We start from the raw sequence: 12,730 nt of genomic DNA, 5'->3' as shown, positions 1-12,730 counted from the left end.
TTCATTCCTTGGGCATCAAGTGGGCGAGGGCCTGGTCGTGGAGGTCGGGGCTGGCGCTCAGCCCTTCGCGTACGCCGGCGATGTCTGTGGTGTTGCGGTTCTGACTGAGTTTGCGCTTGCCTTCCAGGCGCTGGATCGGCAGGGCAAAGCCGACGATGGCCTTGAGCATGCTGTCGATGTAGTCGGCGGGGGCATCGACGACTTTCCAGGGCTGGACGCGGCCCGCCTCATGCCGATCAGTTAACGCGCTGACCAGCGTGAGCAAACGCTCGGCATCGGTGAACACCTCGGCGCTGCCGTACGCGTGGACAGCCACATAGTTCCAGGTCGGCACGACTTTGCCGTGTTCGGCCTTGGACGGATAAAACCCGGGGCTCACGTAGGCGTCGGCACCGGGGAAAATCACCAGCACCTCGGCACCCTCCTGTAACGCCCGCCATTGCGGATTGGCCTTGGCAAAGTGCCCGTATAGGGTGCCATTCGGGCCTTGTGCGGTATCCAGCAGCAATGGCAGATGACTGGCCTGCAGGCCCTGTTCGTCCTGGGTTACAACAATCGCCAGCCGGGTGTCGAGCATGTGCTGTTGCAGTGTCGGTAAATCGTCGATGGCGAAGGCTTTGGGCGTATACATGGAAAATTTCCTTGGCGAATGTGTGCATCCTAGGCAGGCTATTGGTCTGTTGTAAGAGCCATTCAAGACCAATTTCATAGGTCCATTGCCATGACCGATGCGCCGCTTTCCTTGTCATTCAACCCGGCGGGCATCACGCTCGACCGTCGTCAGGGTTTGAGCCGTCAGCTCTATCAGGCACTGCGCACGCGTGTACTCGACGGCCGCCTGGCGAGCGGCACCCGGTTACCGGCGAGTCGGGATCTGGCCGCGGCCCTGGCGATATCGCGCAACAGCGTGGTACGTGCCTACGATCAACTGTATGCCGAGGGCTTCATTGAGGGACGGGTAGGCGATGGCACCTATGTGGCGCAATTACCGGCAAATGCGTTACCACCCGGAAAACTATCCACAAAAGTATCCACAGGGTTATCGACAGGCTTACCCACAGCCTTATCCACAAATTGGCTGGATTCACCTGTTGATTTATCCAGCAAAGTTATCCACAGCGACGCCTTGGCGCGCGTCGAAAAGCATCATTTACCCCGGCCGCCCAGCGGGCCGCCACGGGCATTTCGGGTCGGCGTACCGGCTTTCGATCTGTTCCCATTCGAGGTCTGGGCCAAGCTCAACGCGGCTTTCTGGCGCAAACCGGATTTGCAGCAGTTGTGTTATGGCGCTCCTGAAGGCGATGCACGTCTGCGCGGGATGATTGCCGCCTATCTGCGCAGCTCACGGGGTATGCAATGCAGCGCTGAACAAATTGTGATCACCAGTGGCGCGCAGCAGGGAATCAGCCTTTGTGCACAGCTGCTGGTGGCGTCGGGGGATGGCGTGGCTGTGGAAAACCCCGGCTATCGCGCGGCGGGGCATGCTTTCGCGGTCGCCGGCGCGCGTTTACACGGTGTATCAGTGGATAGCGAAGGCATCAGTTGCGCCGAACTGAATGCATTGGCCGATTGCCGGTTGGCCTATGTCACGCCCTCCCATCAATACCCCACTGGGGTCATCATGAGCCTGGCACGGCGCCTGGAGCTGTTGGCCTGGGCCGAACGCAGCAACGGATGGATTATCGAGGACGATTACGACGGCGAGTACCGCTACAGCGGCGCACCCTTGGCGCCTCTGGCGGCCCTGGATCGGCAGGGGCGGGTGCTCTACGTCGGCACCTTCGGCAAGGTCGCGTTCCCCGCGTTGCGTTTGGGATATCTGGTGCTGCCGCAGGGGCTGGTGGACGCATTCGCCCGGCGCCGCGCGGTGGATGTGCGGCATTCTGAAGTCAGCACCCAGGCGGTGATGGCCGAATTCATGGCTGCCGGCCATTTTCAGCGGCACATCCGTCGTATGCGCAGGGCCGCGCTGAGCCGCCGCAATGCCGTATTGAACGGCTGGCCCACAGGTGTCCCCGGCATTGGCAAGCTGCCCTCCGTGGCGGCCGGGCTGCACCTGACGGTGTCGGTCGACAGCCTCTCGCGTGAGCGGGAATTAATCGATCTCGCGCGCAGTGTCGATGTCGAGATTAATGGTTTGAGCAGTTACTGGCTGGCAGATTCGGTGACGCCTGAAGACCAGCGCGCCGGACTGGTGTTGGGGTTTGCCGCCGTGCCCGAAGCGGCGATAGCGGCGGCACTCGAGCGTTTACGCAAGGCGTGGGGCGTGGGGTGAAGCGGACGGGCTCGCACCCCGTCCGCTGGCCTCAGGACTGCTGTTCGAGTTTCAGAAACAGGGATGGGTCGCTGATGCGTCGCAGCACGTAGTCGATGGGTGCCAGGGTAGTGAGCGCCAGGCGCTGCTCTTTACTTAACTGTTGCAACTGCGGGTCGGCAATCTTCAGGTGAGCAACACTGAATTGATGGGCGGGCGCGGCAAGCGAGTCATAGTGAAAGTGCGCCAGCCACAGCACCTGGTCGTTATGGCTGCTGTCGAGAATCCGATACTCCTGAAAGTAATCCTGGCGCTTTTTGGTCTTGATTCGACCTTGTTCGTTCCTGACGATGCGCACCTGATTGTTGTCCAGCAGCCACTGCACGTACGCCTGACGAGGTTGACGACTCTTCAGCAGAGCGGCGCGGACACTGACGCCTTGTTTACGCAATTGAAGGGCCGCGTTGTTGAGTTGTTGGCTCAGATTGCCGACAGGAGGCCGGGTTTTTCCTGAAGCGCGCAGGCGTTCCAGCGCTGGCTCGACATTGACTGCGGCTTGCTCCAGTCGTTGCGCCTGTTGATCGAACACGTCCTGCATGTCCGCCGGAATCCGATTGGGCCTGAAGGCGTCTTTACGGGTTCGCTCGATAAAGTCCTGGACGCCTTCATTGAGTGCCAGCGCGTCGTCGAGAATATCGATGTCGTCAACCAGGGGTGGCGCATTGGCCTTGGGCTTGGCAGGCAGAAACTCGGCCAGAGGCAATTCGGCCGCTGGTGAGGTTTTTGCGGGTGGTGCATTGCGCGGCCGAGTCTTGGTGACCTTGCCCACGGGCCGAGATGGCCCTGCACTCGGTGGTTGGGGCGTCGGCGGCTCGATACGCTCCCTATCCGGCAGGAGAGTATCCAGTTGCTCTTGGGCCAACTGCTTGAACTCATCAATCAAGGCGCCGACCCGTGCAACCTCAGTGGCTTCAATTTTATCGGGGTATTCGCCAGGCAGGTCGGTCAGTCGTTGATTCGCGTCGGCATAGACGTCGATCAGGCGGGTCAGATGTTCGATCCGCTGGGCGCTGGATTCGGCATCCAGGGGCGATCTGAGCATGGCCGAATGATGGTGGGCAGCGGTGGCGGCCTCGAGAATCAGGGATCCCACCGCTTCGCGAGCCGGCTCAACGTTTACGGTGGCAGTACCGCGCAAACAGATTTCATGGGACATACCGATTTCGTTGGACTTCAAGTCCCATTGGTTAAACGCCGGAAGCAATTTGCGCAGGCTTTGTGCCGTGGTCATGCCCGCGCTGCCGGTGGCCTCAAGGACTGCAAGAGATTTCTGGGAAAGCTCCAGGCGGGCAATGAGTTCATGGCTCAATGCCATGGTCTGCCTGACGCCTTCGACGTATGTCTGGAACAGGCTGGTGGAATCCAACTCGGCGTCATCGGCCAGCATTTGGGTGAGTTTTGTATAGCGGGTGCGCTTGAGTGCGAACCACAGCGCAAGGTTCTTTTGCAGCTCAATCGACAGGCGCTGCATGTCATTCAGGTAGCCTTCTGTGCCGCCTTTCAGGCGCCATTGCACGAGGGTTTGCAAAGCTTGGTCGTACTCACCGATAAGCTTTTCCACTTGACCCAAATACCGCGCGGTTGCCTGTTCGTGCTCGGCTCCGGTTGTGGCCTCCATGTCGGACTGAGCTTTTTTCAATGCGGCGTTGTTGGCTGGTTCCTGACGCTTGAAGGTTTCCAGTGTGGCACCCAACTGGTTCCTTTCCTGCTCCTTGGCCTGGCGCTGTGCCCTGAGTGCATTGCGCAGACTGGTGCCGCCAGCCCCTCCACGCAAACGCAGCCGGGTGTCGACAAACCATTGTCCCTGTTGGTTGTGAATCAACAGCGGACCAGTCTTCGAGGGTGAGTGTGGATACACGATTTGCACGTGCTGATCTTCGTTTTCCTGAACCTGGAACCAGCGTTCGCCGACCTGTGCATAGACCCGTGAGTCCAGTTGGTATAACGAGGCTTTGTCGCGCAGCAAGGTCTGCACCTCCGGCTTGGTGATATCGAGGGTCCTCACTGCCAGGCTATCGAGGTAGTGAGCCAATGCCGTGGGCGAGCGGTGGGGCACCGAGCCATTAGGCTCAAGCGAGGACAGATGGTTGGAGGGCAGTTCACCCGTCAGCATGTCGGCTCGCAGCGTCACGTCCGGAGTGGCGGCGGGCTGGGTGACAACAATATCGGTGCTCTTGAGCCACGCTTCCTGGTCTAGCTGCCGGGTTGTGCGCGGACCGGTCTTGCGTCGACTGGCGGCGTGATGGGCAAGGATCATCCCCAGATTCAGCAGCATGTCGCCGATGGCGCTCCATTGGGCATGGGTATCGCCGCGTTGCCAGGCGCGCTGCACCTGTTCAAGTTGAGCGAGGCTTTGCCAGATCCAAATCGCAGCGCCGGCCGTACCCCCGAGAAAATTCGCCGCGACGTTGAAGAGTGCCCATCCACTGTCCTGGAGCATGGCCCAGCGACGTTGAGTATTGGACAGCGACTGGCGGTCGGCGAGTTCGGCCATGGCCAGGGCATGGGTGTTGAACAGGGTAGGAAAGACATCGCCTGTCAGCGCCTTGGCTGAGAGCTCGACGGGTCCGGCCCAGCTCACGGAGGTCCAGGGTTCGGACAATAGCTGAGTGCTGAGCCAAGGGCTGGGCAGGCCGACGGGGAAAGTATATTGGGCGTATTTGAAGGTGATGTTCGAGTCGGGCAGCCATGCCAGCACCGAATCCCTTAACTCGCCCGGTTGGTGCAGGGCATACAGCAGGTTTTGCGTTGACGGAAACTGCAGCAACGGTTGTTCGAACAGCGGTCGATAGAGCAGGCAGGGGCCGCCTGCAGGGTGCTGCGGGGCAATGATGAACATGTTGGCAACGGTGTCACCCTCGGTGGTCCCGGAGCGGACGAAGGTCAGCGGACGTATCAGCACCGGGTGTGAGTGGGCTGGTGGTGGATTGAGCCATTCGCGGATGTAGCGGTAGCCCAGTTCATCAATGCCGCCGATGCGGCGGATCTTGCACTCCAGCGCAATCAACGGCAGCAGGGTGCGTATCTGGTTGATATAGAAATCGCGCTGCAACGGCGCCTGCTCCGGGTCATCGAGCAGTTTGTCACGGATCAGGCGCGGGTAGGCTTCGCCGATATCAACCTGGCTGGCGATGGTCGTCAGGTAAGCCGCGTCGAGCCATGCGGGGACGGGCTGCGGTGGTTCGAAGCGCAGCGTGGCTTGATACGGTGCATTGTTCTGCAGGGCATATTCGCCCAGGGTTTCGGTGTGCACGTCGAGCGGGTTGGGCAAGGTCAGCCCGCCGGACTCAAAACTATTGGTAATGGTGATGCGCAGGTTGTCGAGCGCCAGCTTGGCGGCGGATGGCCTCTCGGCAATGATCGCCTCGCGCATGCGTTGCTGGGCGTAGGTGTCGATGGGAGAGATCCGCAACAGCTTCTTGTCACTGTGTTTGTGCAGTTTTCCCAGTGCGTCGATTGCCTGGCTGTAGTGGTCGAGGTCGGTCGCTGAGGCGTCGAACAGCCAGTCGGGTATGGCGCTGTCCAGGCTGACGAGGGTGTTCTTCTCCTCAAGACCAGCCTTTTCGATCAGATCGGCTGAGCTGGGGGCACTGTCCGATTTGCCGGCAGGCCCCTCCTGGGTAATTGCGCGGATGGCATCCAATTGACTTGTGACCAGGGCCCAGGCCATGTGATCGAAGAAGTTGCCTTCTGGCTCATACAACTGCCACACAAGCTTCTGTCCCGGCGCCAGCGTCTTGATGCGTTCCGGCAGCGAAGCACCCAGCTGTGCCAGGCTGTCGAACGTTTTGTACCCGTCTTCGACCGTGTACATCATCAGCAGATCGCGGTCCTGATATCGCCCTTTGAGCACGGCTGCACCAGCCAGCAGCTGGTGGCGTGTGATGCCTTGGGCATCGACCGTATCGACATCGATCAGACACGCACTGATTGCCGAAAGCGCGGGATCATGGCGCTGCCGTTCCTTTTTATCAGGGTCGCGTGCGACGGCCCGAGCCACTTGGCACTGGACATGATCCCAGCCCTTGACCTGTTGCACATCCAGGGTTTTGCGCAAGGCCGCGGACAGCTCAAGCCAATGCACGGCATGTCGACCTTTATGGTTCCAGTACTCCAGTTGGAACTCCCCGAAAGCTACGTAGAGCAGCGGTGCGTGGTCATTCAGGAGCGTGGCAATGGCTTCGATGCTGATATCCAGATGCACCACCGGGTGAGTCAGCGGGTCCATTGTCAGGAAGTGTTCGCCCTCCAGGTAATTGGCCCTGCTGGAAGTGAAAAACTGCCGTATCAGCGTTTTTGTCAGCGACTCGAACCGGGTCGGCATCGGCGCAAGAGAGTCGTCCACCAAGCGCCATTGAGGCGTGCCGATCATCGCTCGATCCGGATCGATATCACGGTCGGGATAGATCGCCTTCAGGGCTTGGCGCAGCAGTTGGGCGGCGACTTCTTCGATCGTCGGGCCGCGACTGATTTGTTGAATGACCTGACTCTTTTTCAGCAGGTTGGGGGCGTCGGTATTCACCAGGGTTTCTGTCATCGTCATGATCCTTTTTGACGTTTGGGGCTCAGGCAAAAAACAGCGAGCTGGCCAGTTGTGGGCTGATCGCACTCCGATAGACCGCGATCATTTGCGCGCTGGTGGCGGTGCGTACGTCAAAGGGGCCGGCCAGCAGACGTTGATCGCTGAACTTGAGATGGGCGGCTGTAAAGGCTTCGCGCGCGGCATCCAGGCTGGCGTAGTGGAAATGCGCATACCACAACGGTTGCCCGCTGCGTCGCTCACGAATTTCGTACTCCTGGAGGAAGTCCTTGCGTGTCCCCTTGAGCCGGCGCCGTTCACCGAGCGCTACGATATCGATTTCATTTTTGCCCTTCAGCCATTCGATCCGCGCGGCGGTGGGCGGCTGGCGTTTAAGCATGTCGACCCGTATCCGGTAGCCCTCGGCATTAAGTCGCTCGCGAGCTTCATCCAGCGCTTTGATGAGGGGCGCAGGGTCGGCGGTGGTGTTGGTTTGCGACGGGGTCCGCTGCAGATTTTTGGCGGCCTCGTGGAGCTGGTCGGCTTTTTGCTGGAACTGCTCCTCGATTTCCACCGGGATACGGCCAGGTTTGTTCGCGCTCGATTCTGTCTGTCGAATGAAGCTATCCACGCCACTCAACAGCATGCGCGCTTGAACCAGTTGCGTGGAGAGATCGGGCAGATTAGCGGCTGGCCGGCGCGATCCAGGGCTCAAGCGCTCCAGCCAGACTCCTGGGGTTTTCTCATGAAAGGTGGCAATCACCGCGCCAGTCAGGGGCGCTTTCACATCCAGCAGCGTTGGCTGGCCTGCCACCTGAGGGCGCATCTCTCCGACCACCGTGCCCTTGAAGCGCGTCTTGATCACTCTTTTTTGTGCCTGCTGTGCGGGCCTGGAAGGGCCGGGTCGGGGTTCGAGCGACAGCTGTTCGCGCAGTAACTGCCCCAAGTAGCCCTCGGTCTCGCTCTGGAACTCATTAATCCGCATCCTCAGGTGCTGGAAGGGTTGCTCCAGCACCTCATCCTTGTGGCTGAGGGCGAAATCCTCGAGCGACTGGTCGATCGTGGCGAACTGCTCAAGCAGAGCGTTGAGACCCTCGAGGCGTTCGTCGATTTTCCAGGCGCCTTTGTCCTGCATCAGTTCCTGCGAGGTCTGAATCACCAGGTCGGTGGAGTCCAGCAGACCGTCGAGTGAGTTCTCCGCTTCAGTGGGCGTGGTGCTGGTGTTCTCCTTCAGGCAGGTCTCACGACCGAGTGATACCTGCAGTGCTTTGAGGGTGCGGGGCTCGTAATTCGGCAGGCGCGCCTGATAAGTGCTTGCAACCTCGGCAGCGGTTTTACCCAACCGACTGAGCTCCTGGAAACGTGAGTGGGCAAACTCGAGTTTGCCGATGGTCTCCTCGCACAGGTCGACCATTTTGCGAAACGTTGCGCGCTCGTCGGGGCTCGACACGGGTTTATCCGCGTCAAGCAACTCCAGTGTCTCGCCCAAGGTCTGGCCGAAGATGGCATTGCGCTGATCCAGCCAAGTCTGGTTGAGAAACAGTTGAGTGCCGAGCATTTCGACCATGGCGGTGCGGTAATTGGGAACCGTGTCGAGCAGGTTCAGTGACTTCAATTGTTCGATGGGGGCTGTGTATTCGTGGGAGCCGTGCTCGAGCTTCTGCAAAAATTGCGATTGCGCGGCCTGCAGTGCCGTGTCGTCGAGGGTGTTTTTCGTGGCGTTATGCGCCTCGGTCAGGTCTATGCGCGCTTGATCGCGCTGACGTTCAAAATCGAGCAATTGCTGTTTGAGTTCGGCAATACGCGCTTTGTTTTGCTGTTGTAAAACCTTGCGGCGGCTCGGCAATCCGCCACCGCGCAAGCGCAGTCGGGTATCGACAAACCAGTTGCCCGTTTTATTGCGGATCAAGCGTGGTCCGCGGCGCGCAGGTTGCTGCCGTGAGTCGATGATCGCGACCTCCCCCGAGTCCTCGACCGAGACCTCGAACCAGCGCTCACCGACCGCTGCGTAGTAGCGTTGCCCGTGTTGATGAAGATGATGATGGATTCCACTGCCATTGGCGGGCGAGGTGAAGGGTTCGGGCGGGGTGATCGAGAACCGCTCCAGGGTTGCGTTCAGGTTCAGCGCGGCGTCAGTGTTGATCGACAGGCGATGTTGGGCCGGATGTTCGCCGATGACATCGGGCTGCTGTACCAGGGTAGGCGTCAGCGCCGGGGCTTTTTCCGTTGTTCCTTTTACAGGTGGCGCGGGTGGCTTTTCCTCAAGCAAGCGGTTCACGGGTTTGCGGCTGCCGGCATGGTGGGCGAGGACCATGGCCAGGGTCAGCAACAGGTCGGTCATCGCGGTTTTCTGGCGCTCGCGGTCACCGGTCTCGCTGGCGTCGAGGGTTTGTTGCACGTCATCGAGTACCTGCCAGATCCAGGCGGCGGTGCCCACGGTGCGTCCAAGAAAAGGCAGCGCCGCATTGAGCAGCATCCAGGACGCGCGCTTGAAGGTGTTCCAGCGATTTTGCGCATTGGACAGCGATTGCCGTTGTGCCATTTCCACCAACGCGTTGACGTTGGATTTATACAGATGGGGCAGATAGCCACCGGCGATGACCTGGGAGCCCAGAGTCAGCGGTCCGCTCAGTTGCAGCGAGCCCAGAGGGTCGGCGAGCAGTTGCGAGAGCGACCAGGCGCTGGGTCGGTCACCGGTGAACACGTAGTTGGTGTAGTTGGCACGCGATGCATCCGGCAACCAGGCCAGCACCGACTGGCGCAGTCCCGGAACGTGCTTGATCGCGTAAATGAGGTTGGCCGGTGTGGGGTATTGGCTCAGCGGCTGATCGAGTAGCGGGCGGTAGAGCAGGCACGGACCCTGGTCCATCTGCCTGGGACCGATCACGAACATATTGGTCACTTCGTCGGTTGAGTCTCCCGGTCGCCAGCCCGGCTTGAAGGCCAGCGGACGAATGACAATTTCCTGGCCATCGACCCAGCGCTTGGCATCCACCACCTGGACCACGGCGGCGACATAGCGATAACCCAGTTCGTCGATCCCGGCCTGCCGGCGAATTTTTTGCTGCAGGGCGCGCAATGGCAATTCGACCCGCAAATGGCTGGTGAACAGGTTCTGGCGCTGCAAGCTCTCCAGCGGGGTGCCGAGCAGCCTGCTTTTGATCAGTTCCGGGTAGACCTGGCCGATGTTGACCTTGGTGATCAATGCTTCCAGGTAGGCCGAGGTCATCCATTGCGGGAGTAACGTGCCGCGGCGGCTGCGCACGGATTTGTTACCCGTGGGCAGGGCAATCAGGTTTTGCAGTGCCAGGTCGACCAGGCTCAAGGTGGTGCGTTCGGGCTCCACCAGCGGTACGAAGCTGCCCCAAACCACCACGCTCTCGACCACCACTTCGATGTCAGTAAGGTCCAGCGTAGAGGCATCGGCATGCTGTTCGATCATGGCCTGGCGCAAGACGTCCTCAGCGTATTTACGAATCGGCTGGATCCCGTCCAGGAAGGACTTTTCGGCGTTTTGCTGCTGTACGGTGGCGAGGTCCATGAGGTGGCGGCTGTAGGCGGTGAGGTCGCCGGATGAGGCGCTGACCAACCATTCCGGCAGCGCTTGTTCGACCTGATTGAAACGCGACGGCGCTTTTTTATCGGTGGGGTCCAGTTGGCTCTGCGTGCGGCTGATGTGGGGTGCCAGGTCCGGAATCGCGGTATTCCTGTCGTCCTTTAGGGCGCCAATTGCGTCGGCCTGCAGGGCGATCAGGTTGCACGCCAGATGGTCGAAATAATTGCCGTCGGGTTCGATCAAGCGCCAGTGCAGGGTCGCGCCGGGCTTGATCCCACCGACGGAGTTCAGCAAGGAATCACCCAACTCCTGCAGTGAGTCGTAGGCCTGGAAACCCAGGGTGATGTTATGCGTCAGGATCAGGGTGCGATTTTCCAGCGAGCCGATCAGCACGGCGACATCGAGGATGTTGCCGTGGGTCGAGACATCCCCGTGCATTGAGTCCAGGTCAATCAGGCAGGCGCGGGAACGGTACGGATCAAGCAAGGTTCGCGCGCTTTTCACCGGGAACAGGTACAGATTGCGCGCCATGGCGGTCTGCTCGCTGTCCCAGCCGGGGTTTGTCTGCAGGTTCCAGAACTCGCTCAACGAGTTGGACAGGGTTTTCCAGCGTGCAACCGAGCTTCGGCTGAACTGGTTCCAGTAGTCGACCTGCTGCTCCTGAAAGGCGACAAACAACAGCGGCGCCAATTCGTTGATCAGGCGTGCGATGGCGTCGATGCTGACGGGTAATTGTGGCGGCACCAGGTCTTCAGGTTGAAGCGTCAGAAAGTTTTCGCCATCCAGATAAACCGCGCTCGTGCCAGTCACACCATGGCGCACCAGGGCATCGGTCAAGGATTCGAAATTATGGGTTCCGGGTAAAAGCTGCGGGCCCTGGACCATCCTGGTCGGTGTCACCACCACTGCCAGGCGCGGATCGATCTTCAAGTGCGGGTAGAGCTTATCCAGAGACGGCTGCAAGGCGCGTGTGGCGACCTCCGTGATCGAGGGGCCTGCAACCAGTTGGGTGAGCAGGGCCTCGCGATCAGGGGCAAGGGTAGGTATGGCTGAGGTGTCAGGGTCGGGCATGGTCACTTCCTGTGTGTGGGAGACGGGCAGCGATGGGGGCTCGTTGCGCGGTCCGTGGCAAGGTAGTGAGAGCGGGCGTGGCGAGGGTGGTAAACAAATATCCAGGATAAAAAAGACCTGCGCAGGCGCAGGTCTCGATCACAGCGTAAGCCTGGCGAGCGTCAGGTGCCGGACTTGATCTTGGTCCAGGCACGAGTCCGTGCGCGTTCGGCATCCCTTGGCAGCGGTTGCAGGGTGTACAGCGTGCTCATGGCGGCGTCGGTGGGGTACAGGTTGGGGTTGTTGCGGATCGCCGGGTCGACCTTGTCCGTGGCGTCCTTGTTCGGATTCGGGTAACCCACGAAGTCGCTGACCGGTGCAATCACTTGGGGTTGCAGCAGGTAGTTGATAAAGGTGTAGGCATCGTCGGGGTTCTTTGCGCCCTTTGGAATGGCCAGCATGTCGAACCAGATCGGCGCGCCTTCCTTGGGTAGACGCATGTCGACGACTACACCATTTTTGGCTTCCTTGGCGCGGTTGGCGGCCTGGGAAAAACTGCCGGAATAGCCGACCGCGACGCAGATGTCACCGTTGGCGATATCGGCCATGTACTTGGACGAATGGAAGTAGGTGACGTAAGGACGGATCTTCATCAGCAGCGCTTCGGCCTGGGCGTAATCCGCAGGCTTTTTGCTGTTGGGGTCCAGGCCCAGGTGTTGCAGGGCCAGCGGCAGGATCTCTGACGGCGAGTCGAGCAAAGCCACGCCGCATTGCTTGAGCTTGCTGATGTTTTCTTCCTTGAAGATCAGATCCCAGCTGTCCACGGGGGCGTTATCGCCGAGGGCCGCCTTGATCCTGGCCGGGTTGAAGCCGATCAGGATGGTGCCGTACATGTAGGGCACGGCGAACTGGTTACCCGGATCGTTGGCTTCGATCAGCTTCATCAACTTGGGGTCGAGGTGGCTCCAGTTCGGCAGCTTGCTGCGATCCAGTGGCTGGAACACCCCCGCATCGATCTGCTTGGCCAGAAACACATTGGAGGGGACCACCACGTCGTAGCCGGAGTTGCCGGTCAACAGCTTGGCTTCCAGGGCTTCGTTGGTGTCGAAGATGTCGTAGATCAGCTTGACTTGGCTGTTCTGCGCCTTGAAGTCCTCCAGGGCCTTGGGGGTGATGTAGTCGAACCAGTTGTAGACGCGCAACGTTCGTTCTTCGGCGTGGGCCGCCACGCTGAGCAGCGAGGCGCACAGGGCTGGCAGGATGAAGCGCTTGAGACTGTTCATGCGGGTGC

General features: G+C 60.2%; 5 protein-coding genes. 1 reads left to right on the top strand and 4 read right to left on the bottom strand.

Annotation, left to right across the window (positions count from 1 at the left end; genetic code table 11):
- Position 1 precedes the first annotated feature (1 nt).
- Positions 2-631: an FMN-binding negative transcriptional regulator gene (locus tag KW062_RS00410; protein WP_027616767.1), complete on the bottom strand. Its 630-nt coding sequence runs from the start codon at positions 629-631 to the stop codon at positions 2-4.
- A gap of 90 nt (positions 632-721) precedes the next feature.
- Here KW062_RS00410 and pdxR point away from each other — a divergent pair, with 90 nt between their 5' ends.
- Entirely contained in the window at positions 722-2,275 is a 1,554-nt protein-coding gene (gene pdxR / locus KW062_RS00405; protein WP_027616768.1) for a MocR-like pyridoxine biosynthesis transcription factor PdxR, read from the top strand.
- Between the two features lie 31 nt (positions 2,276-2,306).
- On the opposite strand, the gene KW062_RS00400 is transcribed toward pdxR, so the two are convergent.
- The 3 genes from KW062_RS00400 to KW062_RS00390 all read right to left on the bottom strand — a co-directional run bounded on the left by KW062_RS00400 (position 2,307) and on the right by KW062_RS00390 (position 12,722).
- Entirely contained in the window at positions 2,307-6,851 is a 4,545-nt protein-coding gene (locus KW062_RS00400; protein WP_105753554.1) for a hypothetical protein, read from the bottom strand.
- Between the two features lie 28 nt (positions 6,852-6,879).
- Positions 6,880-11,460 carry a dermonecrotic toxin domain-containing protein gene (locus KW062_RS00395; RefSeq protein ID WP_105753555.1) on the bottom strand — a complete coding sequence of 1,527 codons (4,581 nt, stop codon included), beginning with the start codon at positions 11,458-11,460 and terminating at the stop codon, positions 6,880-6,882.
- A 161-nt stretch (positions 11,461-11,621) separates the two neighbouring features.
- Entirely contained in the window at positions 11,622-12,722 is a 1,101-nt protein-coding gene (locus KW062_RS00390; RefSeq protein ID WP_027616771.1) for a polyamine ABC transporter substrate-binding protein, read from the bottom strand.
- Positions 12,723-12,730 lie beyond the last annotated feature (8 nt).

The sequence above is a fragment of the Pseudomonas fluorescens genome (assembly GCF_019212185.1).
Lineage (GTDB): Bacteria > Pseudomonadota > Gammaproteobacteria > Pseudomonadales > Pseudomonadaceae > Aquipseudomonas.
The sequence above is the reverse complement of the archived record's forward strand: the minus strand, read 5'-3'. Positions and strand labels throughout refer to the sequence as shown.

What these genes read in the sequence shown, in the direction of transcription:
- KW062_RS00410 (WP_027616767.1), bottom strand. Translation starts at nt 631, where the DNA reads ATGTATACGCCCAAAGCCTTCGCCATCGACGATTTACCGACACTGCAA.
- pdxR (WP_027616768.1), top strand. Translation starts at nt 722, where the DNA reads ATGACCGATGCGCCGCTTTCCTTGTCATTCAACCCGGCGGGCATCACG.
- KW062_RS00400 (WP_105753554.1), bottom strand. Translation starts at nt 6,851, where the DNA reads ATGACAGAAACCCTGGTGAATACCGACGCCCCCAACCTGCTGAAAAAG.
- KW062_RS00395 (WP_105753555.1), bottom strand. Translation starts at nt 11,460, where the DNA reads ATGCCCGACCCTGACACCTCAGCCATACCTACCCTTGCCCCTGATCGC.
- KW062_RS00390 (WP_027616771.1), bottom strand. Translation starts at nt 12,722, where the DNA reads ATGAACAGTCTCAAGCGCTTCATCCTGCCAGCCCTGTGCGCCTCGCTG.